Genomic DNA, 25,066 nt, shown 5'->3' on the forward strand with positions numbered 1-25,066 from the left:
TGTAAGCAGAAGGCTCACCATAAGAGGCTCAGCGGCACACTTTATAGGGTAACGTGATGGGAAACAGGCGCGCCGGAGTAGGCAATTATTTGCTGAATAATCAGCTGTCAAAAAGCCAACACCCACCGCGAAGGGTGGCAGCGTTAGTTCATCATGCACAGCGTCTCAACCGCCGCGGCTGGCGCCAGTTGGTGTGGTTAAGCGGTGAGGCAGCACTGTGTCGCTCAATCGCCCAGGACGTATGGCAGGCCTTCTCCTGGCAGGCGCCTCTGTGGGTGACCAATGAGAACACCGCATTGCAGTTTTCCGCGCCTATTCTCTCACCGCGCAAGGCACGGGCACGACTGGGGGCTGAGCATCAACTGGTCGTGATCGATACACACAGCGCAGGGTTTGACCCTGAAGCGTTGGGGGCGCTGGCGGGAACGATCACGGCGGGTGGTTTACTGATATTGCTCACACCCCAGCCGTGGGGTGAAGCACCTGACCCGGACTACGCGCGTTTTGCTGATCACCCCTGGCACTGGTCGCAACTGAGCTGCCATTACCTAACGCGCTTGGCGCGTCAACTGCAGGCCTCAACTCAGGTAGTGCGCTGGCGTGCTGGTCAGGCGTTGCAGCTGCCTCAATTGCCTCAATTAGCTTCGCGTGGAGCAGGTGATCCCCGCGCTGGTGATAGCGACTGCCTGACCTTAGATCAAGCAGTCGCCGTAAAGCAATTGGTGGGCCTAAAGCGGCGTCGCCCGCTGGTAATAACTGCCGACCGTGGGCGCGGCAAAAGCGCCGCCTTGGGTATCGCTTGCGCCCGGCTGCTAATGGACAAAGCCCAGCGCATCGTGCTGACCGCGCCGCACCTAAGTGCGGTGGAGAGCGTTTTTGAACGGCTGGCTGCGCTCTGCCCGGCAGGCCGTCGGGTCGCCCAAGGTCACTTTGTGCTGGCCGAGGGCCGCGAGCTGATTTTTTTATCCCCGGACGACTTGACCGAACAGGTCAATGCGCAGCTGCAGGGTGGCGATGGCAGTTATTTATTGGTGGATGAGGCGGCGGCAATTCCCGCTACGCTTCTGGGGCAGTGGCTGGTGGCTTTTCCGCGCATTGCCTTTGCCACGACGGTGCATGGCTATGAGGGCTCCGGTCGCGGATTCGCGCTGCGCTTTCGCGACACCCTTGACCGGCTGACGCCCCAGTGGAAAGCGCTGGCGCTTGAGTCGCCCATTCGCTGGCAAGGTGGCGACCCGCTGGAAGCGCTGGTCAATCAACTGCTGCTGTTAAAAGCAGCGCTGCCCATGGCTCAACCGAATGACAGCGACGTAGCTACAAAAGTGGTTGATCGTGCCTGGCTTGCCGAGCAAGACGCGGCATTGGAAAAGCTGTTTGGACTGCTGGTGCAGTCGCACTACCGTACTTCCCCCAACGACCTGCGCCAATTGCTTGACGGCCCCGGTACGGCATTGCGCGTGATCGAGCAGGCGAGCGAGCCTCAGGCGGTTTTGGTGACACGGGAGGAGGGCGGTTTTGAGGCCACCCTTGCCCATCAAGTCGCCCGCGGTGAACGTCGGCCCCAGGGACATTTGTTGGCGCAGTCGCTGGCCACTCACGCCGGTAGCCGTGAGGCGTTGACCGCCCGCTGGCGGCGGGTGGTGAGGATCGCGACGCACCCTGAGCGTCGCCGCGAAGGCTTGGGGAAAGCGCTACTGCATGATGATATGGCCGCCGCCAAGCAGCAGGGTGTCGCGCTGTATGGCGCCACCTTTGGTGCGGAGGCGTCGCTGTTACGGTTTTGGTTGGCGCAGGGGTTTACGCCGGTGCGTTTAGGCATTACCCGTGAAGCCTCCACCGGTGAGTTTGCGGTGATGGTGGCGAAAGCGTTAAACGCACAGGGTGAAGCGGTGCTTGCCGACCTGAATGAGCGCTTTCAGGCGGCATTAGCGGGCCTGTTGGCGTTTGAGTTGAAGGCGTTGCCTGCTTCGGTTGTCGTGCTGTTGCTCGGTCAGATGCCGAGCATTTCGCTTAATGCGCGCGATTGGCAGGATATTGAAGATGTGGCGACAGCTCATCGAGATCCTGTTCTTGCTCGCCCGGCCTTGCAAGCCTTGGCCCGGCAAGCCAGCCACTGCCCCTTAACTGAAGCGCAACAGCAGTCACATCGACAAGTGGCGGCGTGGGCGTTTCAAAATATACCCCTGGCGACGGCACACAATGACGCGTTGAAGGCCCTGCGCCTCGCCGTGAATAACCTCATTGAGGTAAAGTAGGCCGATTGCCGATAACGAAGAGTCTTTAATGAACGAACATCTTGAAGCGCTGGAGCCTTCCTTAGTTTGGCGCCACTTTCGAACCCTTTGTAATACGCCGCGCCCCTCTGGGCATGAAGCGGCGCTTGTCGCCATCCTCGAAGCGTGGGGCGATGCCCAAGGCTTAACGCACGACCGCGATGCTTTTGGCAATTTACGACTACGTAAACCGGCTTCCCCCGGCTGTGAACAGGCACCCGGCGTGGTGCTTCAGGGCCACCTGGACATGGTGGCCCAGGCCAATAGCGACCACGCGCACGATTTTACTCGCGACCCGATCAGCACCTATGTCGCCGACGGGTGGCTGCACGCCGAAGGCACCACCTTAGGCGCTGATAACGGGTTGGGCGTGGCGGCAATTCTCGCCGTATTGGAAGATCCCGATCTCCGTCATGGGCCGCTGGAAGCGCTGTTTACCCTGGAAGAAGAGACCTCCATGGGCGGCGCGCTGAACCTGGCTGAGAACTGGCTGGAAGGCTCGTTGCTGCTCAACCTGGACAGCGAAGACCGGGGGCAGGTCTATATTGGCTGTGCAGGCGGGGCTGATGTAGAAGTCGATGCCCAGCTGCCGAGCGCCGCTGCTGGCGACCATGAACAGGTCATTGAGATTGCCTTGACTGGCCTGAAAGGCGGTCATTCGGGTATCGATATCCACAAGCCGCTGGGCAACGCTAACCGGCTACTGGTTAGGGTGCTGAGGACGTTAGAAGCCTTTGATGCACGCTTGATCAGCTACCACGGCGGCACGTTGCGTAATGCAATCCCCCGTGAAGCCTTTGCCCAGGTGGCGCTGCCTTCCGATGAAGTAGACGCCGCGCTGGTGGCCATCGCCGGGCTGGAAACCATTCTTTTAAGAGAGCTGGGCAGTGGTGATAGCGGCCTTAAAATCAGCGCCCAACGATTGGCTGAGGTGCCCGAAGCAGAACCGCTAACGCTGGATGCAAGCGTCATGCTGCTGGCCGCGCTTCACGCGGCCCCATGTGGGGTCGAGCGGATGAGTGCCGATGTGCCGGGCGTGGTGGAAACATCCAATAACTTGGGCGTATTAAGCCTGGAAAATGGGCGGCTGCATCTCTGCGCATTGGTTCGCTCGCTGCACGACAGTGCCGTGGTCGCAATGGCGGATCGCTTTCAAGCGCTGTTTGGCTTGATTGGCGCGCGGGTAAAAGTGGAAAACAGCTACCCAGGTTGGGCGCCCAATCCCAATGGCAAGTTATTGGCGACCTTTAAAGCGCGCCACGCGGCGCTGCTGGGCCGTGAGCCTGAAGTGAAGGTGGTTCATGCCGGGCTGGAGTGCGGTATTCTGGGTAGCAAGTATCCGCATTTGGATATGATCTCGTTTGGCCCGCTAATTTGCGGTGCTCACTCGCCGGATGAGCGGGTGGAGCTTGAATCGGTTGAAGAGTTTTGGGCGATGCTGAGGGCGTTGATCGAGGATCTTGCCGATCAGCGCTAGTCCTCGTCGTGTGAATGGCCGCGCATAAAAAAACGGCACCCACAAGTGGGTGCCGTTTTTACGCTAAGCGAACGCGCTAGTCTGCTTAACCCTTATTTGCTCAAGTAGGCGTTGAGCATCCAGATGGTTTTTTCCTGCTCGCGGATGTAGTCACCGGCTTGTGCCGCGGTGCCTTCATCATCAGCGTCAGAGGCGAGCGCCAGCAGTTCGCGCTGTAGCTCAATGATCGTTTGATAGCCTTTTAACACGCCTTTAACGCAGGTGGTGCCGTCATGAACGTCTTTATCTTCCTGGATGCGCGATAGCGTGACGTAATCGCTGTAAGCGTGTACCGGTTTGTGCCCCAGGGTTAGAATACGCTCGGCCACTTCGTCCACTTTGGTCAGCAGGTCGGTGTAGAACTCTTCAAACTTGGCGTGCAGCTCAAAAAAGTCGCTACCGCGAACGTTCCAGTGGTAGCCGCGCACGTTCATGTAGAAAATTTGGTAGTTGGCTAGCAGGTGGTTGAGCTTTTCGGCGAGTTGACTAGCGCTACCTTCGTGTAGGCCAATGCTATTAGTGTCAGTCATATCCTGCTCCCTCTTTATGCCGCAACGTGCGGCGGTTAATGCGTTTTCAGCACAAATCTTGAGAATATCTGTTCAGAATAGGGCGTCTTTGGTGCAGTGCAAAACAGGTTTTTTGCATCGCTGCCATAGTGCTAAGACATTAGATGCCTGCCGTTACCCTTTGACTACTGTTTAAATGCTGGCGCTAAGAGCTCTTTTCAAGGCCTGCATGCTTTTCAACGCTTATATACCTCAACGTTTATGCGCCCACAGTCGCAGCAGATTTTCACAGCGCGCTTCGAGTAGCTCGGCGGTGCGCGGTAGTGCATCAGCTAACGTCATGGGGCCGTCGGCTAACGCGAAGGCGGCCGTGACACCTTCATCAAAACAGGCTTGCCAGCCATCGCCTAGGCTGCCTGCTAACACGATAACGGGTTTGTTAAGGCGCTTGGCGGCACGGGAAACGCCGATGGGCGTTTTACCCGCCAGGCTCTGGCCATCCAGGCGGCCTTCACCGGTAATCACTAGATCCGCGTTGGCCAAGAGCGTTGCCATGTCAGCCTGCTGCATAATCATTTCGATACCGGGTTTTAGCGTGGCGTTTAAAAAGGCCTTGGCCGCAAACCCCATGCCGCCTGCCGCCCCGGCGCCCGGCAGCGTTCGGTAGTCGTCGCCGAGTACCTGAGCGCTAATATCAGCAAAGTGCCCCAGCGCGCGGTCTAGCTGTTCGACTTCCTCAGGTGAGGCGCCTTTCTGAGGACCAAATACTGCGGTAGAACCGCGCACGCCCAGTAACGGGTTATCAACATCCACGGCCGCCTCAAGGGCGAGCCCAGCCAACCGCGGGTCTAGCCCATCCAGTGTTAAACGGGCCAGTTGGCTAAGCGCCGCACCGCCAGGAGGTAACGGTTCGTCGTTTTGATCCAAAAAGCGAGCACCCAAGGCCTGCAGCATACCGGCACCGCCGTCATTGGTAGCGCTGCCTCCGAGTAGCAGTAGCGCTTTTTCAGCGCCTTGATCCAACGCTGCCAGCAGCAGTTCACCCACCCCGAAAGTAGAGGTATGCAGCGCGTTGCGCTCGTCGGCGGTAAGGTGCTGTAAACCGCTGGCTTCTGCCAGCTCAATAAACGCGGTACGCTGGTCGCTAAGCCAGCCCCAGGTGGCTTCTCTCGGGCGCCCCAGGGCGTCGTGAACATCCAACTGGCGGCGCTCGGCACCTGTCGCTGCGATCAGTGCATCTAGGCTTCCTTCGCCACCGTCAGCCAATGGGCAAGCCTGCACTTGGGCACTTGGTATGGCGCGCTTGACGCCCCGAGCCATGGCGGCGGCGGCGTCTTGGGCGCTCAGCGCATCTTTAAAGCTGTCGGGGCAAAGCAAAACATTCATTAGCACGATCTCCGCAAAACGGTGTCTTCAATACGATGTCTTTAATACAGTGTCTTCACTACAGTGTCAGTTAAGTATGCCCCCGTTGGCGAGATCAGCGCGCTAGCCTGCGCCAAACCAGCGGCCTCGTCCGTTAGAGGATCTAACATGAAGTCGATACCCATAAGCTTAACCTGCCTGCTAGCGCTTGCTGGCTGCCAAGTGACTCCAAGTAGCCTGCCTCAAGCCGAACCAGCGCCTGCTGCTGCGTGCTATTTTCCTGCAACGGATGCGCGGGCGCTTGAAACCAGTGTAGATATCCTGACCGAGTGGGGGTTTACTCTGACCTCTACCGATACCACATTGGGCTTAATTAGCGCCAGTCGTGAACGTGAACTGCACGGTTATTATGACCCTTACGATAATGCGTATGGCTATGGGAGTGGCATGCGTATGTTCGGTGGCTTGGGCATTGGTGGTGGTTCCAGCATCGGTTTTGGCGGTGGGATAGGTTTTGGTGGCGGAATAGGTCAGCAGCCTGTGGAGGTAGAGCGTGTCTCGATTTTTGTGAACGACGCGCATATACGTATCTCCCGTGATATTCGCCGCTTTGATCACATGGGCGATTTACGCGAATCCTATAGCGCCAGCAATGATGATTTCTGTCAGCGCTTTCAAACCGCTTTCGAGCAGAGCGTGCCTGCCGCTGGGAGCCCGTTATGAATCTTCGCCACTGGGTATTAATAGCGCTACTGGCGGGGTTGGCTGGCTGTGCCACCACAGCGCCTTTGGAACCTCGTGAGTTAGTTTACACAACGCCGTCAGAGGAAACGTTTCGCAAAGCAATAGACTTGATGGTTGAGCAAGGCTATGTGGTGCGCCATGCGGATATTGCCTTGGGGCGTGCGGAAGCATCGCTTGCCCGCTGGCCGGGGTATCAGCTGCAGCTGCAGGTGAGTGAAGAGGGCAGCGGTAGTCGAGTAAGCGTATCGGCCTTGAGGGGTAGCCAGCCGTTGCCACCCTATTTACTCGACCCATGGCTTGTCGCCTTGCAGCATAAGTTGGGAGTCGCGCCATGAGGGGGGCGGGTATCGCCGTGGCGTTTGTCTTGGCAGGAAGTAGTTTGCTGGTTAGCCCGGATGCGCGTGCCCACCCTCATGGCTGGATCGACGTGAGTGTGCGGATCATCACCGATGACCAGGGCATGGTAAGTGGCTTGCATCAAACGTGGCGGATGGACCCTTTTTACAGTCTGGTGGTTTTTGAAGAGCTGCAGCAGGTACAGAATGCCAGCCTTGAGCAGGGCCTTGATCAGCTTGGTAAAGAGATTCGCGATAATCTTTCCGGTCAACACTATTTAACCGAAGTACGCATCAACGACGAGCCGCAGGCGTTGGGCGAGGTAAGTGAATATACTGCCCTGGCGCGCGATGGTCGGTTGACCTTTATGTTTATTCTGCCGCTGGAAACGCCCCAGCCGTTGGCAGATTCTCTGCTTCGCTATCAAGTATTTGACCCCACTTACTACATCGAAGTTGTCCATGAAGAGGAGGGCGGTCAGCCACGGGATGATGCGCTGATACTTAACGGCGAGCTTGCCTGTGAGCTCTCTATTCTGCCCGCAGATCCTGACCCAGAAGTGGTGATGGAAGCCGCGCTGCTTGATAAAGATGAAAGCGGTGAGCCAGGGTTGGGGCGCTACTTTGCCGAGACCGGCCAAGTAGATTGCCGCTAGGCGCTATTTGTTAACAATATTAATTGATAATTTTTACACGATGGAGCGACAGATGGCCTTAACGCGGCCTTTTACACGTCACTTAGGACTAATGCTGGGCCTTCTGTTAGCCGCGGTGGTGCTCGTCATTGTTTGGCAAGGTGGGTTTCAGGGTGTGAGTTACCAACTGCTCGGCTGGCAGCGTGATCTGCATCGCTCGCTGGCGCTGGCGATTACCGAACTCTCCCGTACTCCCAGTATGGCCACGTGGGCGACCCTGCTGAGCGTTAGCTTTGCCTATGGCGTGTTTCATGCCGCTGGGCCGGGGCATGGTAAAGCCGTACTGGCGACCTATTTGGCGACGCATGGCGGAGCTGTTAAGCGCGCCTTAGGGCTCTCGTTTGCCGCCTCCTTGCTTCAGGGTATGACTGCCATAATATTGGTCGTGGTGCTGGTATACGGCCTAGGCTGGATAACCCGGCAAGCCATGGGCAGTGTTGTTTGGGTAGAGCAAGCTAGTTTTCTGTTGGTAGCGGCGTTAGGCGCGTGGCTATGCTGGCGAGCAATCAAGCAATTACGCGCAGCCTATCAGGCCCACAGCCACAGCCACGATCATGACCATAGCCACTGTTGTGGCGGTGCTCATCATATTGAGCCGCAGCAGGCGTTAGATTGGCGCACAGCGATAATAACGGTCGGTGCTATTGGCATGCGGCCCTGTAGTGGGGCGGTATTGATGCTGGGGGCTGCCAGCCTGCTGGGCCAGTTCGAGGTGGGAGTGGCATCCGTGGTGGCGATGTCGCTGGGCACGGGCATTACCGTCTCGGCGCTCGCGCTGGCAAGTATCCTCGCCCGTGGTTGGGCGCAGCGGCGCTTGTCCAAGCAACAACATAGTCAGCGCAGTGTACAAAAAGCCACCGGCTGGCTGGCCTTGGCCGGTGGTGCGCTGATTGTCATGCTGGGTATTTCGCTGTGCGTCGCGGGCGTTGCGCAGCCCGCGAGTGGGCCGCTTTTGAATGAACCACCCACTCGGCAAAGTCATCCTCTGACGGGGTAACGCCCAGGCTATACATCAATACTATCAATAAGCGCTAAAAGTTGGTGACGTAACTGCGCTTGGCCATCCAGGTCGTAGGGTTCGGGGGAGCCATTGCCCCATACCGGTGCAGGCCAGGTGGCATCCGAGTGGCGCCGTAAAATGACATGGACATGCAGTTGGTTGACGACATTACCTAGCGCGGCAATGTTGACTTTGTCACCTCCTAGTGCTGTTTTCATGGCCTCGCCAAGCTGGGTGGCTTCCCGCCACAGCTGCTGCTGATCGTCGAGGGAAAGCTCAAACACCTCGCTGATAGCGCCATAGCGGGGTACCAGAATAACCCAAGGATAGCGCGCATCGTTCATAAGCAGCACGCGGCTGAGGGGAAGGTCGGCGATAGGAAATGTATCAGCCGTTAGGCGTTCATCTAGCTCGAAATTGTTCAAGTCATGGACTCCAGACAGCAGTTTAAATAATTGCTAGCATAGCAGTCGCAAAGTGAAGTAGGGAAAGCGAGCATGATCATGAAAACGCTGTTACCCTGAAAAAACTCCCAAGCGGCAATGAGAGTTGCCAGTGGAGTTTCCCGATGTTGAATGATTCGTTAAGGAGAACGGAAAATGAAAAAATTATTAGCCATGAGCTTTATGCTGTTGATGACCGCGGGTGTTCTTACCGGTTGTAACACCATCTCTGGTGCTGGCCAGGATGTGGAAGAGGGCGGCCAAGCTGTCCAGGATGCGGCCAGTTAAGCTGCACTAGTAAGCTGATGTTCTCCACCGGGCCGGGCGTTTGCTCGGCCCGGTGGTGTTTAGCACTTATTTATTCATAATCTGCTATTTGGAGATTCAAGGATGAAGCCCCGTATGACTCTGGCTAAATTCGCCCTAGTTAGCGCTTCTACGATGTTGCTGACCGCTTGCGTCAGCTCACAGATGCCGATTTCCCCAGCCAGCGACGATGTCGACGCAGCACCACCGCCGCCCACGATAGCGCCGAATGACTCCAGTGATGATCAGGCGACTGCCTGTGACCTGGAGGCTATTCAACACGCGATAGGCGAGCCATTCGATGAAGCGAAGGTATCGCAGTTGCAAAGTGATAGCCGCGCTCGCCAAGTGCGTGTGCTTCGACCTGGTGATGCAGCCACGATGGATCACCGTCCGGATCGTTTGAATATCCACCTTGATGATCAAGATGTTATTGAGGACTTACGCTGCGGCTAACGCCTCTAGCGTAAAATCAGCACGACGCAGGCGGCGGTCAATATCCCCATCGTAATGTTGAACGCCCGCCATGCGCCGTCGCTTTTGATCCACTGCCCAATGGCCGTGCCAAAGGCCGCCCATAAAGCAATACACGGCAGTGCTACCACCTCAGCAAAGCCAGCAAGTACCAGCGCATTGAACACCGGCTGACCACTTTCGGGTAGAAAGCCCGCCATTAGCGCAAGACCCATCACCCATGCTTTAGGGTTGGCAAACTGAAACGCTGCCGCCTGCCAAAACGTAAACGGTACGCTATGTTCGCGTGCCTTCAAATTCGGCGGTGGCGCGCTGGCAATTTTCCATGCCAGATAGAGCAAGTAGGCGCTGCCTATCCAGCGAAGCGCGGTTTGAACAGCGGGATAGCGCTCAAATAGCACGCCTAACCCCAGTGCGATGCCAGCAAACAGCAAAAAGCAGCCGCCTAAAATCCCCCACATATGCGGTAGCGTGCGCTTAAAGCCAAAGTTGGCGCCTGAGGCGGTGAGCATCACGTTGTTCGGCCCTGGCGTAAGCGTCATCGAGATCATATAGAGCGCGGCAGGACCGAGGATTAACCATTCGCTGTTCATTTAAGTGTATCCATACAAGGCGGTTGTGCTGAGTGGTTATGTAATGAACGCGCCATGACTAATCATAGCGGTCTTTCCAGCGTTGGCGATTGACCTGCTCCTTAAGCATTTCGAGAATGTCATACAGCATCTGTTCGGTAACCCGATTGCTGCCTTCGTCAACCGTTAGCCAGGTGTCAAAGCCGCTGTCGGCGGTGCGCTCAACTAATTCCTTAAACTCATCCGAGTGAATACCAAGCAGTAGTTCATCGACTAGTCGCTGGGCAACACCGCTTAGGGAGGCCTCCATTGCACTCGTGGCCTGCTGCCCCATGGGTAGCCGGTTAAAGCGCTGAATCTCTGGGCTTTCTCTTAGTGTACGGCTTACTAAGTCACTGATCGCCGCCATGATAGAGTGGCGGTTATGCTGGTAGGCTTTGCCAATCGTGCTCTCTAACCGCTGGGCTATCTCATGAATTAACTGCGCTTTGCGGGGCATGATCACTCGGTCGATGACACGTTCGGTGAGCGAGTCACTGGCGCGGATCTGGTGCTGAACATTTCCCAGCAGTTTTAAGGCGATACGGTCAGAAAGCTCTTCAAGCAAGATGTCGTAATACTTGGCAAAAAATAGGTAAATATCCCAGCGGGTGACGTCAATTAATCCCAGCCGGTGCAGACGATGGAGCAGCGATACGACACGCAGAATACGCAACAGGCGGAAGCCTGCCAGGGGAATACAGCCCAGCACGTCGTACCAGTGCACGAATGGGTAAAAAAACCAGCGGTGGTAGCGCCGTTCGGCAATCGCAATGGACCAGCCAAGCAGTACATCGGCAATAAAAAAGCTTACAAACACCAAGTCGATGGCGATAAAGCGGCTATGAATGGTGTCATCGTAGAACGCGTGAAAGCCAGGCGCGATGCTGGCGATACCTTGGTTGATAGGGCCAAGCAGAAACAGTGAATCAAACAGCAGTAGCGAGAGGTTAATCACCACGAGCGTTAAAATGAAAAAATCCCAACCGATATGGGCGTATTCGACCGCTTTAGGCAGGTGCGGGTAGCGTTCCCTGGCGGGCATGCGAACTCCTTATGGTGGGACGTTGCAACATCTGTTACTAGGCCTGGGATTGATGCTGCTGTTGGGTCAGCAGCTCTTCTCGCTCCGCCTGTTTGCGTAACTTTTTGCGCAGCGCTGCTTTTTCAAAGCGTAGTTTCTGCAGAGGTGTTGCCAACGTGAGTGGCGGTACGCTGGCGGGCTTGCCCTCAGCATCAATCGCGACCATGGTGAGGTAGCAGCTATTAGTATGGCGGATTAGCTTATTGCGAATATCTTCGGCTACGACCTTAATGCCGATTTCCATTGATGAGCGGCCAACATGATTGACGCAGGCTAAGAAGGTAACCAGTTCCCCCACATGGATAGGTTGTTTAAACAGCACTTGATCCACCGACAGTGTCACCACGTAGTGACCTGAATAACGGCTGGCACAGGCAAACGCGACTTCATCGAGCTTTTTAAGAATAGCGCCACCATGCACTTTGCCGCTGAAATTCGCCATGTCAGGTGTCATTAATACCGTCATGGAGAGTTCGTGCTGCCCAGGCAGGGCAGTATTGATAGCGGTACTCGCGCTGGTTTCCGTCTCGGACATACGGTGTTCCTTCTGTTATCGCTTCCCGCCGCCCAGATGCTGGGCAAATTGGGCGGCGGGCAGTCATTAGCTGTTTTTTAAAACTAGGTCTTTTTTAAAACCACATTAGGCCGACTGAAATGATAATACCGGTAATAAACAGTTGAATCAGGCAGAAGCCCATAATGTCTTTTGCCTTCAGCCCGGCAATAGCGAGTACCGGTAGCGCCCAGAAGGGTTGCAGCAGGTTGGTCCAGGCATCACCCCAAGCGACTGCCATGGCCACCCGTGAAATGTCGGCACCTAACGCTTGAGCCGCAGGGATCATCACCGGTGCTTGTACGGCCCATTGGCCGCCGCCAGAAGGGACAAACAGGTTCACAATCCCGGCGCTGATAAATGACCAGAAGGGCAGTGAGCTGGCGGTGGCAAATGAGATCAGCCACTCAGACATGCTTTCAGCCAGCCCTGATTGAACCATGATGGCCATGATGCCAGCGTAGAAGGGGAACTGAATAACAATACCCGCGCCGCCTTTGATCGCTTCGTTCAAACTATTGAGAAGGTTGCGTGGCGTGCGATGTAGAACAATAGCCAGGAACAGAAACAGGAAGTTAACGACGTTAAGGTTCAAGCCACCGCCGCGCAGCAAAAAGTGATCAAGCAGAAACAGCACCCCAGGCACCCCTACGAGTAGGGAAAGGGTCAAACTGTTTTCAAGACGCTCTGCCGGACGAGTAATGCGTCCTACCGGCTCTGGCTCGTCGTTCAGTACACCGGGGTCGACGTAGACGCTATCCTTCTCATCCGGCAGCATCATACGGTTCACCAGTGGGATGGCGATAAACAGGCAGACCACAATGGCGAGGTTGAAGAAGGCGAAAATCGTTGAGCCGGTGCTAATGACGCCAATCTGGTCAGCGGTAAAATGGCCTTCGGTGGCGATGGTCAAGGGGATCGAACCTGCCAGGCCGCCGTGCCACACCACAAAACCCGAGTAGGCACTGGCAACGAGTAGCCGATAGTCAACGCGAATCAGCCGGGCCAGCTCTTTAGCAAACAGCGCGCCGACCACAAGACCAAACCCCCAGTTAATCCAGCTGGCCGCCAAGGAAACCAGCGTCACCAGAATGATGGCGCCACCGGGCGTTTTAGCCGTACCAGCGATTTTTTGCAGAATACGTTTTACCGGCGGGGAGCTAGCCAGCATAAAACCGGTAACCAACACCAGCAGCATCTGCATAGAGAACGTAAGTAAACCCCAGAAGCCATCGCCCCAGAAGCGCAGCACCGCCAGCGGCGTTTGGCGCTCTATAGCGATCGCGGCAACCGACGCGATTAACGTCAGCAGCAGAACGAAAATGTACGGGTCGGGTAGATAGCGCTCCACCAGCTTTACGGCCGGTTTTGAGATCATTTTAAGCATGGGATGCTCTCTTTATTCATTATTAGAAAGTGCCTAGTCAGTGTCTTGCTAGTCAGTGCCTAGGAAGTGCATGGCTAATATACGGGGGAGCGCGCTGTTTTTCACGTTGAAGCTGCCCGCTTCATTTCACATTAGCTCAGTTGCTGCTCAACGTGGTTGTTTTAGCGCCAGCGTCAGTGTCTTAACCGGTAGCGGCGGTGGTAGTAAAGACGATAGTAGTGAATGAGTACCGCCGAGCGAACCAGCGTAAAGAGCATAAACGCAAGCCACAGGCCATGATTGCCCAGCCCCTGGGTTAACCACCAAGCGGGCAGGTAGACGGCGAGGCCGATAAAGATGCTGTTACGCATTTCACGCACGGCGGTGGTGCCAATAAATACCCCATCAAGCAGGTAGCTCCATACCGCAATCAGCGGCATCGCAACCATCCACGGCAGGTAGTGCGCTGCGGTCTCGCGCACCTCTTCAAGACCGGTGAGCAGGGCAATAAGGCCGTTGCCGCCTAGCGCAAACAGAAGAGCCGCTGCGCCCGCGGTCCAGAAGGAAAAAACGGCAGCGGCGCGAACGGTGGCTGCAAACTCACGCCAATCCTTGCGCCCATAAGCACGTCCGACCAATGATTCCGCGGCATGGGCAAACCCATCCAGCGCATAGCTGGTGAGCATAATGAACTGCAGCAGTACAGCGTTGGCGGCAAGCACCGTATCGCCCTGGCGGGCGCCCTGGGCGGTAAAGAACGCCATGGCAAACAGCAGGCCGAGAGTGCGCACAAAGAGGTTGGCGTTGACGTTAAACAGCGCGGTGTAGGCCGCCAGAGCCAGCAGGCGCTCGCGCAAAAAGTGGCCGTTCAGGTTGGCTAATTGGCGCAGCACCAGGTAGCTGCCGAAGGCTAAAGCACTGTAGTCGGCGATGACGCTGGCCCAGGCCACGCCATTACTGGTCATCCCCAGCCCCACTACAAACCATAAATCCAGCACGATATTAACGCTGTTGGTCAGCAGTAAAATCATTAGCGTGACGCGGGAATTTTGCTGGCCTAAAAACCAGCCCAAAATGGCGTAGTTGGCAAGTACCGCGGGCGCAGACCAGAGACGGATATGGGCGTACTCACGCGCTAAATCGGTGGCTACTTCACTACCATCCAATAGCCACAAGCCTAACGTAATCAGCGGCGAGGCAAATACAATCAGCAGGCAGCCAATCACCAGCGCCATGATCAGCGACTGCCCCAGCAGGTTGCGCACATCCGTGTCGCTCTCGCGGCCCATGGCTTGTGCGACTAATCCCGTGGTGCCCATGCGCAAGAAACCAAAGCCCCAATAGAGAAAGCTGAACAGAGTCGCACCCAGGGTGACGCCCGCCAAATAGCGAGAGTCGGGCAGATGCCCGACCACGGCGGTATCGACCAACCCAAGTAGCGGAACGGTGATATTAGAAAGAATGATTGGCCAAGCGAGGGCCCAGATACGCATTAGGCTTAAGCGGCCGTGATGATGCGGTACTTCTTCATCAACTGCTCTTGGCTTTCGTGGCGCTCTGGGTCAAGCGGGATACAATCCACCGGACAAACCTGCTGACACTGAGGCTCGTCATAGTGACCTACGCATTCGGTGCATAGGTTGGGGTCGATGACATAGATCTCCTCGCCTGGGGAGATAGCATCATTAGGGCATTCGGGCTCGCAGACGTCGCAGTTAATGCACTCGTCGGTAATCATCAGGGCCATGGGCATACCTCGCGTATACGTTCACACTCGGGCTGTCTAATACCCGAGTGTTTTACTCAACAATGGCGTTGGCTAGCTAGTGTAGTGCTTACGTAGCGCTTCGGCGACCTGTGGATGCACCAAGCGAGAAACATCGCCGCCCAACTTGGCAATTTCGCGCACAATGGTCGAAGAAATATATGAGTTTTCGACCGCTGGGGTTAAAAACACGCTTTCCAGCTCTGGGTTTTGCGCCCGGTTCATGTTGGCAAGCTGCAGCTCATACTCAAAATCGGAGACCGCGCGCAGGCCACGCAGAATAATCGTCGCTCCCTGCTCATGCATCATCGTAGTCAGCAAGGTGGAAAAGCCGATAACTTCTACGTTGGGTAACGACACACAGACCTTTTTGACCAGCTCCATGCGCGTTTCCAGGTCGAGATTGGGGCTTTTGCCAGGGCTCGCCGCCACTGCGATAACGATTTTGTCGAACATGCGCGCGCCGCGCTCAATGAGGTCGAAGTGGCCATTGGTGATCGGGTCGAAAGTGCCTGGATAGACGGCGATATTGATTTTGCCGCTGCTCATCACGATGTCTCCTCGTCCAAACGGCCAAACGGATTGTCACTGGTGAGCGAAACCGCGTGGTCGTAACCGGGAATATGAACCCGGTCGGCATAAATATCCAACTCTGGGCCTTCCAGCACTGCTTCACCGAACTGATAGCGTGGCGCGTAGTGGCCATGGTCAGCTTGAGCGAGGTAGCTTGCCGCTGCTTCGCGGGTTGCCTCACGACGTGCTTTCCAGGCACGGATCGCCGCTGCGCCATGGCGCTGGGCAAGTAAGCGTTCGGTCACCGCAGGCGAAAGTACAACACCGGTGGCATTATTGCCGCCGAACCCTTTGGCATTGATAAAAGAGGCATCAGCACGGAAGGCCTGGGTGGTTTGCGAAAACCGTAACCGCTCGGCATAGACATCGTCGGCTACAGCATCAAGCGTAGGAATGCCAGGCAATAGGTCGTGGGCAAAGCTGCCCAGGGCACTAGCCAACTGATCACCCGCCGCTGAACCTTGCGAATGGCCGATAAACGCTTTAATCGCCACGACTGGCCAATCGCTGATACCGTTGGCGCGGGCAATCTCATCGAACACATGGGACTCGGTAATGCGGTTTTTCGGAGTACTGGTGCCGTGGGCGTGCAAAAAGCTGCGCTCTTTGAGGGCTTTTTCACCGAGCATATCGCGCACCAGTGCAGCCGCTTTACCGAGGGTAATGTAGTTGCCGATACCCGGCGCCGAAATCGAACGTTTATAACCGTCGGCGTTGACGAATACCTCGGGTACCGCGCCCAAAATATCTGCACCGACCTCCAGCGCCAGGGAGTCGTCCATCAGTAGTACAAACTGGCTGGCTTCCGCCATGGTAAAGCCACAGTTGCGGGCAAACGGGCGGCAGGCGCGCTGGTAGTCGCTGTCAGTCAGTAGCTCAAGCGCGTCCAGCGCTTTTAACCCAGCATCGTCAGCCAGGGCGCCCATCGCCCGGAAGCCTTCGATGATTTCCGGCGTAATCGGCGCATCTGCCGTGCCGACCATCACCACGCGGCGACGCCCTGCACGAATGTCGTCAATACCCAGGCGCAGGTTGTAGAGAAAGCTGGCGCAGGCGCCTAGCGCCGCGCCGGTCCCGCCGACGCTGCCGAGTACATAGGCATTCAAAAAGTCGGCGGGCATCTGGCCATAGCCTAGCGGCATCTGCTTGGAGGTAGCGCGCTGGCCGGTCACCAGGCTTTTGAGCAAGCCGCCCCAGCCTTGGTCATCCAACTGGCCGATGGAGTTGCCAGCGTACACGGCAATATGGTCTGGATTCAGCTGTTGGCGGAGTGTTTCCCAGGAGAAACCGCTGGCGCCCAGGCAATCACTGGCACCAAACACCGCTAGCGAGAGACCGCGCGGGTGATGCACGCTGCGATAAAGGCTGGCGGGGTCAAAACCCCTAGGCAACTGCGCCGCTGCGCGTACCTTGGGTACCTGCGCGTCGGGCAGCAATACCTCTAGTACGCCGGCGGGCACGCTAACCTCTACCTCGCGGGCATCAATATCGCGCACCTGCCAGTCGGCCGGCAGGTTGTCGGGCAGCTGACGACGGCGCAGGGTAAAGCGCATCGGCTCAGCAAACTGCATGCTGGCCTGGCGGTTAGACGGTAGGCCAGGGGCGAGAAAACGCGGGTCTTCGTTGCGACGGATCAGGGTATGGTTCAATACCTGATCACGCAGCGACAGAGCCGGGGCGTCTACGGGCTGGCCTTGATTGTCCTGCCACCCCTTTTCGGAGTGCTCTACTAGGCGCATAAGCGCCGCCAAGCCTTCCAGTGTCTGGCGTTGCTGGTCAGCAGGGAGGGCATCAAGCACAGTGCGGCGGAAGGCCTGATGGCCAGAGGTTCTGCCAGCAGGGTTGATGCCGCCCATGCCGACAATCACCGGTAAGTGTGACAAGCCGGGTTCCTCGTGATGCGGTGGTGGTAATAACAATTATTGACAACGCTCTAAGTCAATTATAGCTAATTAAATTATGACAAAGTCAATTATAACTAGCTCTATGATGACCAAAGCGATGCGCTTAATAAGTACCTAATGCGTGATCATAGCACCGGCCACGCAACGGCGTCATGCCGCAAGCGTTTGAGACTGATAGAATCACGCTTTTCAGCCGAGAGATGGCATGCAGCATAATTCTCGACCAGTGACGTCTAATCAGCCAGGCCCGCATCAGGATTTGGCGCGCAGGGTCAACCGAGCGCTCACGCACCCATTACGTAAACCGATCGCCGAACACACGCAGCGCAACTTTGCGCAGGCGGCTGAATGGTTGGCGAGCCGTCAGGCGCCGCTGATATTTGATTCCGGCTGTGGCGTCGGGGTATCGACACGCCAACTGGCGGCGCAGTTCCCCGGCCATGCCGTGATTGGCATTGATCGCAGCGAGGATCGTTTGGGGCGTGATCACGGCGAATTGCCACATAATGCACTGCTAGTGCGCGCGGATCTGGTCGATTTCTGGCGTTTGGCTTATCAGGCAGGCTGGGCGCCCGAATATCACTATTTGCTTTACCCCAATCCTTACCCCAAAGCAGGGCATCTTAAAATGCGCTGGCATGGCCATGCGGTTTTACCCACACTGTTGGCGCTTGGCGGGCACCTTGAGCTGCGCTCAAATTGGTCGCTTTACGTTGAAGAGTTTGCCTTGGCGGTGGCGCAGGTAACCGGCAAGCAGGCGATAGTGGCTGAATTTGCACCTGAAGGTGACTATTTAACTCCGTTTGAGGCGAAGTATGCTCAAAGTGGCCAAGCGCTGTGGCGGTTATGGGTTGATTTGGAGCGAAAATGACGTTTGTTTATTTAGTGTTGGCGATTGTGGCCGAAGTCATTGCTACGAGTGCATTAAAGGCTTCTATGGGCTTTACACGTCCATTGCCGAGCGTTGTGGTGGTGGTTGGCTACGGGCTCGCTTTTTATCTGCTCAGCCTAGTGCTGCGCACGCTGCCGGTGGGGGTCGCCTATGCGATTTGGGCGGGCCTGGGCATTGTGCTGGTCACCTTGGTCGGCATTGTGGTGTTTGGTGAAAAGCCCGACTTACCGGCGGTACTGGGGATTAGCCTGATTGTGGCGGGTGTGGTTCTGCTGCAAGTGTTTTCCAAAATGAACGTGCATTGAGGTAATTTAATGGGTTGTTTTTTTACTGTTAAGCGTCTGCGGCGCTGGGCGCTGGTGTCCGGGGTTGCCTCGCTGGCACTGTGCGCCAGTGCCAGCCTGTTCGCTGATTTCAGCCGCCTGAGCCAACTGCAGAACAAAGGTTTCTCGATCAGTGCTGAAGCGCGCCTGCTTGACGCCGACACAGGCGTCAATGCGCTGCTGGGCAGCATTAATCCAGAGCGCCAGTTATCGCCCGCGTCTGTTACCAAGGCATACCTGGCGGCGGCGGCGCTGAACCGTTTTGGTCCTCAGCATCGCTTTACCAGCCAGCTAGTTAGCTCGGGCAGGGTTGAGGATAGAGCTGAAGGCGGTGTGCTGCGTGGCGATTTAGTGTTTGAGGGCGGTGGCGACCCCGGCCTGACCACGGAAAACCTATGGCGCTTGGTGCAGCGTTTGCACTTAGCCGGGGTGCGTGAAATTGATGGCGCTTTGGTGGTCAGCCAGTGGCGGTTTGGGCCGGTTGACTGTATTACTACCGACCGCTGCGATGCCCTCACTCGGGTCGCCAACGCCTACAGCGCGCCGCTTTCGTCCGCTGGCGTTAATTTCGGCAGTTGGTGTGTCAATGTCGCCCCCGCTGCAAGCGCAGGTGAGCCAGCCCGGGTGGGACTGTGCGACAGCCAGACCTCGCTGATCACCATTGATAATCAAGTCGTCACTCGCCCCGCCAATAGCGGCACAGAGATTAGCGCTGAACGTATCACCGATGAACGTGGTGATGTGATGCGCCTGACGGGACAGATTTCGACTAATGCCACTGCCCGGGATGTTTATCGTGGCGCGGGCGATGCGGCCGAGAAAACCGCACAAGTGCTGATGGGGATGCTCAATCAGGCGGGGATTCAGGTGCGCGACCCGTGGCGCGTCAGTTCGGCCCAGCCGCCCAGCACGGCACAGCGCTTGGCTGCCGTCGATAGCCAGCCTCTGCAAGAAATATTGCTGCGCATTATGAACTACTCGAATAACTACATGGCCGATGTGCTGGCGCTTGATCTGGTCGAGACGCCCCAGGCGCAGTTACGCCAGGCAGGCCAAGCCATTGAGTCTTATGTGCAGCGTCTTCCCGGCCATGGGCCATTAACGTTGTATAGCGGCAGTGGGCTGACTACGGAAAACCGCACATCGGCTCAGGGGGTTAACGTGATGCTGGAAGACATGTTTCGGCAGAGCGCGCTGTTTCCAAGCTTTGTGGCCGCCTTCCAATCGCCAGCCAACGGCGTGATGCGCTTTATTCGGCGTGGCTCAACCACGTTTCAAAACAATGTCATGTTAAAAACCGGTACCCTGAATCAACCCTTTGCTGTGCGCGCCGCGGCGGGCTATTTTCGCACCGCGCAAGGACGCTGGGGAGTATTTAGTGTCATGGTCAATGGTAGTGGCAGTACGCCGTACTTAAGCTGGTCTGAGGTGCTGGATCCCTTATCACTGGATCTGGACGCCATGATTTTAGCGAACTGATTTCCCTTTACGCTCACAAGGTGAGGCGACCTGCATGAAACCAGGGCATACCGGTTTAACCCATTTGGTCCACTCCACGCGCTATTCGTGGAAGGGGCTTAAGGCAGCGTTTAGAAACGAGGCAGCCTTTCGCCAAGAAGTAGTGATTACTGCGTTGTTACTCCCCTTCGCCTGGTGGATAGGGGACAGCATCATCAGTTGGCTACTATTGGTAAGTAGCCTGTTTTTTGTGCTGATCGTAGAGTTACTTAATAGTGCCATTGAAAACGTGGTTGATCGCATTGGTACTGAGCACCACGAGCTTTCTGGCCGGGCCAAGGATATTGGCTCCGCCGCTGTTATGCTGTCACTGATGATGGCCGGCCTTACTTGGGGTCTATTAGGTTGGGAAAAGTTTTATAGCTAAGCTGGTTTAAGAGCTAAATATTTTTAACACGCTGGACAGCGAGGTAGTTATGCAAGTGAACGACGATTTTTTACCGTTGTCGACGCTGCCAGCGTCGTTACAAAAAACTACCCAGGCCGCTTGGCAGCGCTTAATTGAGGCGCTGACCCAAGCCGATAATATTGCTGAGATGACCCAGCAAGAACTGCCTTCAAGCAGTTGGCAGGGGCTTTCTGAGCAGCGCCGCGAGGCGCTTGCTAAAGTGTTAGCCATTTCAACCTTCGCGCTGGATACCCTGGCCCGCTACCCCCAGTGGTTGGCTGAGTTGGATATTGCCGGTGAATTGGACATAAACCCCGGGCGGGATGAACTGGCTAGCTGGCTGAATGAGTTGCTTGAGAGCGCCGACGACGAAGAGGCCATGCAGCGGGTTATTCGCCGTTTTCGCCGCAAGCGGATGGTCGGCATTATCTGGCGTGACCTTAATCGTGCGCCCGGCCACGTTATGTGGGATACCGCCAAGGCGGTGTCTGAGCTTGCCGAAATCTGCCTGGAAGCCGCGTTGAGCTGGCTTGAGCAATTTTACGCGCCGCGCTGGGGTGAGCCCGCGCCACGCAAAGACGGCTCGCCCCAGCGCTTGGTTGTGCTGGGTATGGGCAAACTGGGGGCGGGTGAGCTGAATCTCTCCTCCGATATTGATCTGATCTTTGCCTTTCCTGAAAAAGGCGAAACCCAGGGCGGGCGCAAGCCCTTAGAGCATCAAGAGTACTTTACCAAGCTTGGCCAAAAGCTCATCGGCGCCCTAGATGCTATCACGGCGGACGGTTTCGCCTTTCGCGTAGATATGCGCTTGCGGCCTTTAGGCGACGGCGGGCCGCTGGTGGGCAGTTTTTCCATGCTCTCCAGCTACTACCAGGATCAAGGCCGCGAGTGGGAGCGCTACGCAATGCTGAAAGCGCGTCCTGTGGCAGGTGATTTAGACGCAGGCGATGAATTGCTCGCTGGGCTACGCCCCTTTGTGTATCGCAAATATCTTGATTTCGGCGCGATTGAGTCGCTGCGTGAGTTGAAAGCGATGATTAATCGCGAAGTGAAGCGCAAGGGTATGCAGAGCAATATCAAGCTCGGCCCCGGCGGCATTCGAGAAGTTGAATTTGTGGTACAGGCGTTCCAGCTGATTCGCGGCGGCCGTGATACCGAGCTGCAGGTGACATCGCTGAAAACCGCGCTCAATCGCTTGCCCGAGCTGGGCCTGTTGCCGCAAGAAGTGGTTGATGAGTTGTTGCCCGATTACGCTTTTCTGCGCGACGTTGAACACGCCCTTCAAGCGCTGGAAGACCGCCAGACGCAAACCCTACCCAGCGATGACAGCGACCGTGAGCGGGTAGCCTTCGCCATGGGCCATGAAGACTGGCCGGGGCTGATTGCCCAGCTTGATGAAGTGCGCGAGCGCGTGCGCCAGCACTTTGATGCAGTGATCGCGGACCCTGAAGAAGACGTGGATGAGGCCAACGACGACAGCCAGCTTGGCTTGGCCCAGTGGCGACTGATTTGGCGCGGCGAGCTAGAGGCGGAGGAAGCCACTGCGCACCTTGCCGAGGCGGGCTTTAATGCGCCGGAAAAAGCCTTAAAGCGACTGCAGAGTCTTTACCACTCCCGGCAAGTGCAAAGCATGCAGCGGATTGGCTTTGAACGGTTGGATGCGTTAATGCCGCTACTACTGGATGCCGTGGCCGACAACGAGGCTCCGGATACTGCGCTGGCGCGGGTGCAGCCGCTGATTGAGTCCGTCTTACGGCGTACCGCTTACCTTGCCCTGCTGCGCGAAAACCCTCAGGCGCTTGAACACCTGATGCGCTTGTGTGCTTCCAGCCCCTGGATCGCCGAACAGCTGGCACGTTACCCCATCCTACTCGACGAACTGCTGACCCCGGAAACGCTCTACACTCCAGCCGATAAAGCGCGCCTAGCCGATGAGCTACGTCAAACGCTGAACCGCTTGCCAGAGGATGACGAAGAGGCGCAACTGGAGGCGCTGCGTGTCTTTAAGCACGCGCAAACGCTTCATGTGGCGGCGTCAGATATCATGGGCACTCGGCACCTAATGAAAGTAAGTGATTACTTAACGTTTATCGCCGAAGTCATCCTTGATGCTGTGCTGGCCATGGCGTGGAAACATATTACCCGTAAGCATGGCGTGCCTGAGGGCCTGAACACCCGTGAGGCAGCCTTTCTGATTGTCGGCTACGGCAAGCTGGGCGGCATTGAGCTGGGCTACAGCTCCGATTTAGATCTTGTTTTCCTGCATGATAGCGATGGCCAAGGCGCGACGGATGGCCCACGGCCCATTGATACCCCCGTATTTTTCACCCGCTTGGGCCAGCGTATTATTCACCTGCTTACCGCGATAACCCCCACCGGCACGCTTTATGAAGTGGATATGCGTCTACGGCCTTCGGGGAATTCAGGGCTATTGGTAACATCGCTTAAAGCCTTTGCAGACTATCAGCGGCAGAACGCCTGGACGTGGGAACACCAAGCGTTAGTGCGCGCCCGTGTCGTGGCGGGTAGTGATGTGCTGGCCGAAAAATTCGCCCAGCTGCGCGGCGATATTTTAGGCAATGAGCGTGATAAAGCCGCGCTGCGCGAAGAAGTGGTCAAAATGCGCCAGAAAATGCGCGACCATCTGGGCAGTAAAGCGACCAGTGATACGTTTAACATTAAGCAAGATGCGGGCGGTATGGTGGATATTGAGTTTCTCTGCCAATACGCGGTGTTAGCGCTCGCTCACCAAACCCCAGCGCTACTGACGTATAGTGACAATATCCGTATTTTAGAGAGCCTGACGGAGAGTGGGCACTTACCTTATGAAGAAGCGGAGCGACTGAGAGAAGCTTACTTGGCCTATCGCAGCGCTACCCATCGAGCGGCGCTCACCGGTGAAAAAGCGCTTACCGATGGTGAAGAGTTTAGGGAACATCGCGATATCGTCACCGCGCTCTGGCAGCGCTTTCTTGAGCCACCCGCCACTGATAATAACTAGCCCGGCAAACGGGTCACTCTGACTAGGAAGGAACAATGAAGCCATGGAGTCAGGCGGGATGGCCCGCATGATTGGACATATCCTGGCCACGCTATTGCCCGTGTTTTTAATTACCGGTTGTGGCGCTGCCTATGGACGCTACCGGACACCCGACATTCGCAGCCTTAATACTCTCAATATGGAGCTGTTCGTTCCCCTACTGGTATTCGCCGTGCTGGCTGACCGCCAGGCGCCACTTGCTGAATACGCCTGGCTTGCTACGGCAGCTGTTGCGGTGGTGCTGGGGTCGGGGATTGTGCTGTTGCCGGTGGTTAAGTGGCTTAAGCTGGATATTAAAACCTTTCTTCCCCCTATGATGTTCAACAATTCAGGCAATATGGGGGTGCCGTTACTAGTACTCGCATTCGGCCCTGACGCGCTGCCTGCCGCCGTAGTGGTGTTTATTGTTGAGATGCTGCTGCACTTCTCGGTAGGGCTTTATATGCTAAACCCGCGTACTTCGCTATGGCGGATGCTGCGCATGCCTATCGTGTTGGCGAGCTTGGCGGGGCTTTCGGTGAATATCAGTGGATTGCCACTACCGGGCTGGCTGCTGGAGGCTATGCGTATGCTGGGCGAAGTATGTATCCCCTTAATGCTGTTTGCGCTAGGGGTGCGGCTGCTGGAAATCGACTTTAGCGATTGGCGCACGGGGATGCTGGGGGCGGTGCTCTGTCCGCTGTCGGGGTTAGTGATTGCGTTGCCATTAATGTGGCTACTGCCACTTAATGACATGCAGATGGCCGTGCTGCTGGTGTTTGCAGCGTTACCCCCCGCGGTATTGAATTATTTGGTGGCAGAGCAGTACCAGCTTGCGCCACAGAAAGTGGCGTCGCTGGTCCTGATTGGCAACCTGGGGAGTTTGGTGGTAATGCCGCTAACGCTAGCGGCAACATTTACGTGGATACATGCGCCGCTTTAACAGGCGGCGCAATCAGTGACTACCTACTTAACGACCATTTTTAACTTCACTGTCTTTAACTTTATAGTGACCTTCTAATGCATCCTGATGACCTGGGCGGCTGTTCGTAGAGGTATTTCCGTGAGAATAACCGCCGCCAATATCCTGCGCCTGCTGAGCACGCATTTGCTCCATACGCTTTTTCATTTTATGACGCATAAACGGCATCATTGCCCAGCCAATCAATAAGAAAAATAGGCCGAGTACCACACCTACTATCATCAACGCGCCAAAAGCCAACCACGTAAACAGCAGCTTTAAGCTACCTGCTAGGCCGGTGGGTTGGGTTTGCGCTGCACGGGCGCGCCATTGGTTTGCCGCTTGCCATGCTGCGTTGCGTTGGTCGCGATTCATCTGTGGCATGAGAGCCTCCATCGGTTATTCGCACCCATTGGAACACAGTTGGTCTAGCAAGTTCACTGCATGGC

General features: G+C 56.4%; 26 protein-coding genes. 14 read left to right on the plus strand and 12 right to left on the minus strand.

The features are described 5' to 3' along the window. Nucleotides 1-56: 56 nt before the first annotated feature. Entirely contained in the window at nucleotides 57-2,255 is a 2,199-nt protein-coding gene (locus tag V8L71_RS07245; RefSeq protein ID WP_431313168.1) for a tRNA(Met) cytidine acetyltransferase TmcA, read from the plus strand. Nucleotides 2,256-2,283: 28 nt separating this feature from the next. Beyond that, the gene (locus tag V8L71_RS07250) at nucleotides 2,284-3,750 is read left to right on the plus strand and encodes an aminoacyl-histidine dipeptidase (protein ID WP_336273658.1); all 1,467 of its coding nucleotides are present in this window, start codon (nucleotides 2,284-2,286) and stop codon (nucleotides 3,748-3,750) included. Nucleotides 3,751-3,842: 92 nt separating this feature from the next. Here the strand turns inward: V8L71_RS07250 and V8L71_RS07255 are convergent, their stop codons facing one another. Together V8L71_RS07255 and V8L71_RS07260 are read right to left on the minus strand one after the other, a co-directional pair. Beyond that, on the minus strand, nucleotides 3,843-4,319 hold the full coding sequence (locus tag V8L71_RS07255) for a Dps family protein (protein ID WP_027958621.1): 477 nt from the start codon (nucleotides 4,317-4,319) through the stop codon (nucleotides 3,843-3,845). Nucleotides 4,320-4,550: 231 nt separating this feature from the next. After that, nucleotides 4,551-5,684: a glycerate kinase gene (locus tag V8L71_RS07260; RefSeq protein ID WP_336273659.1), complete on the minus strand. Its 1,134-nt coding sequence runs from the start codon at nucleotides 5,682-5,684 to the stop codon at nucleotides 4,551-4,553. A 147-nt stretch (nucleotides 5,685-5,831) separates the two neighbouring features. Here V8L71_RS07260 and V8L71_RS07265 point away from each other — a divergent pair, with 147 nt between their 5' ends. Genes V8L71_RS07265 through V8L71_RS07280 form a run of 4 tightly spaced genes read left to right on the plus strand, consistent with a single transcriptional unit; the run spans nucleotide 5,832 to nucleotide 8,434 of the window. Then, nucleotides 5,832-6,386 (plus strand): hypothetical protein, encoded by a 555-nt coding sequence (locus V8L71_RS07265; protein WP_336273660.1) that lies wholly within the window; start codon nucleotides 5,832-5,834, stop codon nucleotides 6,384-6,386. After that, nucleotides 6,383-6,742 carry a hypothetical protein gene (locus tag V8L71_RS07270; RefSeq protein ID WP_336273661.1) on the plus strand — a complete coding sequence of 120 codons (360 nt, stop codon included), beginning with the start codon at nucleotides 6,383-6,385 and terminating at the stop codon, nucleotides 6,740-6,742. Before V8L71_RS07265 ends, V8L71_RS07270 begins: the two co-directional genes overlap by 4 nt. After that, nucleotides 6,739-7,398, plus strand: coding sequence for a DUF1007 family protein (locus V8L71_RS07275; RefSeq protein ID WP_336273662.1), 660 nt, complete (start codon nucleotides 6,739-6,741; stop codon nucleotides 7,396-7,398). Before V8L71_RS07270 ends, V8L71_RS07275 begins: the two co-directional genes overlap by 4 nt. Before the next feature lie 52 nt (nucleotides 7,399-7,450). Then, nucleotides 7,451-8,434: a nickel/cobalt transporter gene (locus tag V8L71_RS07280; RefSeq protein WP_336273663.1), complete on the plus strand. Its 984-nt coding sequence runs from the start codon at nucleotides 7,451-7,453 to the stop codon at nucleotides 8,432-8,434. Between the two features lie 8 nt (nucleotides 8,435-8,442). Here V8L71_RS07280 and V8L71_RS07285 read toward each other — a convergent pair whose 3' ends face one another. After that, the gene (locus tag V8L71_RS07285) at nucleotides 8,443-8,862 is read right to left on the minus strand and encodes an HIT domain-containing protein (RefSeq protein WP_336273664.1); all 420 of its coding nucleotides are present in this window, start codon (nucleotides 8,860-8,862) and stop codon (nucleotides 8,443-8,445) included. Between the two features lie 174 nt (nucleotides 8,863-9,036). Here V8L71_RS07285 and V8L71_RS07290 point away from each other — a divergent pair, with 174 nt between their 5' ends. Next, nucleotides 9,037-9,168 (plus strand): entericidin A/B family lipoprotein, encoded by a 132-nt coding sequence (locus V8L71_RS07290; RefSeq protein ID WP_176302301.1) that lies wholly within the window; start codon nucleotides 9,037-9,039, stop codon nucleotides 9,166-9,168. Between the two features lie 102 nt (nucleotides 9,169-9,270). Then, on the plus strand, nucleotides 9,271-9,642 hold the full coding sequence (locus V8L71_RS07295) for an I78 family peptidase inhibitor (protein ID WP_336273665.1): 372 nt from the start codon (nucleotides 9,271-9,273) through the stop codon (nucleotides 9,640-9,642). A 5-nt stretch (nucleotides 9,643-9,647) separates the two neighbouring features. Here the strand turns inward: V8L71_RS07295 and V8L71_RS07300 are convergent, their stop codons facing one another. From V8L71_RS07300 to V8L71_RS07335, 8 genes are all read right to left on the minus strand, one after another. After that, a complete protein-coding gene (locus tag V8L71_RS07300; RefSeq protein WP_336273666.1) occupies nucleotides 9,648-10,253 on the minus strand; it encodes a LysE family translocator in 606 nt (201 codons plus the stop codon). Nucleotides 10,254-10,311: 58 nt separating this feature from the next. Beyond that, complete coding sequence (locus V8L71_RS07305) at nucleotides 10,312-11,316, minus strand: ion transporter (protein ID WP_336273667.1); 1,005 nt, start codon at nucleotides 11,314-11,316, stop codon at nucleotides 10,312-10,314. 37 nt (nucleotides 11,317-11,353) lie between these two features. Then, nucleotides 11,354-11,890: an acyl-CoA thioesterase gene (locus V8L71_RS07310; RefSeq protein WP_336273668.1), complete on the minus strand. Its 537-nt coding sequence runs from the start codon at nucleotides 11,888-11,890 to the stop codon at nucleotides 11,354-11,356. 94 nt (nucleotides 11,891-11,984) lie between these two features. Continuing rightward, the gene (locus V8L71_RS07315; RefSeq protein WP_176302306.1) at nucleotides 11,985-13,295 is read right to left on the minus strand and encodes a short-chain fatty acid transporter; all 1,311 of its coding nucleotides are present in this window, start codon (nucleotides 13,293-13,295) and stop codon (nucleotides 11,985-11,987) included. A gap of 173 nt (nucleotides 13,296-13,468) precedes the next feature. Next, entirely contained in the window at nucleotides 13,469-14,767 is a 1,299-nt protein-coding gene (locus V8L71_RS07320) for an MATE family efflux transporter (protein WP_336273669.1), read from the minus strand. A gap of 5 nt (nucleotides 14,768-14,772) precedes the next feature. Then, complete coding sequence (locus tag V8L71_RS07325) at nucleotides 14,773-15,021, minus strand: YfhL family 4Fe-4S dicluster ferredoxin (protein ID WP_008957577.1); 249 nt, start codon at nucleotides 15,019-15,021, stop codon at nucleotides 14,773-14,775. Between the two features lie 72 nt (nucleotides 15,022-15,093). Then, a complete protein-coding gene (gene coaD, locus V8L71_RS07330) occupies nucleotides 15,094-15,588 on the minus strand; it encodes a pantetheine-phosphate adenylyltransferase (protein WP_336273670.1) in 495 nt (164 codons plus the stop codon). After that, nucleotides 15,588-17,468, minus strand: coding sequence for a beta-ketoacyl synthase (locus V8L71_RS07335; protein WP_336273696.1), 1,881 nt, complete (start codon nucleotides 17,466-17,468; stop codon nucleotides 15,588-15,590). Before V8L71_RS07335 ends, coaD begins: the two co-directional genes overlap by 1 nt. Before the next feature lie 253 nt (nucleotides 17,469-17,721). Here V8L71_RS07335 and trmB point away from each other — a divergent pair, with 253 nt between their 5' ends. The 6 genes from trmB (at nucleotide 17,722) to V8L71_RS07365 (ending at nucleotide 24,599) form a co-directional block, all read left to right on the plus strand. After that, complete coding sequence (gene trmB / locus V8L71_RS07340) at nucleotides 17,722-18,387, plus strand: tRNA (guanine(46)-N(7))-methyltransferase TrmB (protein ID WP_336273671.1); 666 nt, start codon at nucleotides 17,722-17,724, stop codon at nucleotides 18,385-18,387. Next, nucleotides 18,384-18,713, plus strand: coding sequence for a DMT family transporter (locus tag V8L71_RS07345; protein ID WP_008957573.1), 330 nt, complete (start codon nucleotides 18,384-18,386; stop codon nucleotides 18,711-18,713). The genes trmB and V8L71_RS07345 overlap by 4 nt, the downstream gene beginning before the upstream one ends. Before the next feature lie 9 nt (nucleotides 18,714-18,722). Next, nucleotides 18,723-20,210: a D-alanyl-D-alanine carboxypeptidase/D-alanyl-D-alanine endopeptidase gene (gene dacB, locus V8L71_RS07350; RefSeq protein WP_336273672.1), complete on the plus strand. Its 1,488-nt coding sequence runs from the start codon at nucleotides 18,723-18,725 to the stop codon at nucleotides 20,208-20,210. Between the two features lie 34 nt (nucleotides 20,211-20,244). Further along, a complete protein-coding gene (locus V8L71_RS07355) occupies nucleotides 20,245-20,616 on the plus strand; it encodes a diacylglycerol kinase (RefSeq protein ID WP_008957571.1) in 372 nt (123 codons plus the stop codon). Between the two features lie 49 nt (nucleotides 20,617-20,665). Beyond that, nucleotides 20,666-23,638: a bifunctional [glutamate--ammonia ligase]-adenylyl-L-tyrosine phosphorylase/[glutamate--ammonia-ligase] adenylyltransferase gene (gene glnE / locus V8L71_RS07360; RefSeq protein WP_336273673.1), complete on the plus strand. Its 2,973-nt coding sequence runs from the start codon at nucleotides 20,666-20,668 to the stop codon at nucleotides 23,636-23,638. A 67-nt stretch (nucleotides 23,639-23,705) separates the two neighbouring features. After that, entirely contained in the window at nucleotides 23,706-24,599 is an 894-nt protein-coding gene (locus V8L71_RS07365) for an AEC family transporter (protein WP_336273697.1), read from the plus strand. A 27-nt stretch (nucleotides 24,600-24,626) separates the two neighbouring features. Here the strand turns inward: V8L71_RS07365 and V8L71_RS07370 are convergent, their stop codons facing one another. Beyond that, the gene (locus V8L71_RS07370) at nucleotides 24,627-25,001 is read right to left on the minus strand and encodes a hypothetical protein (protein ID WP_336273674.1); all 375 of its coding nucleotides are present in this window, start codon (nucleotides 24,999-25,001) and stop codon (nucleotides 24,627-24,629) included. Nucleotides 25,002-25,066 lie beyond the last annotated feature (65 nt).

The sequence above is a fragment of the Vreelandella indica genome, from assembly GCF_037070225.1.
GTDB lineage: Bacteria > Pseudomonadota > Gammaproteobacteria > Pseudomonadales > Halomonadaceae > Vreelandella > Vreelandella arctica.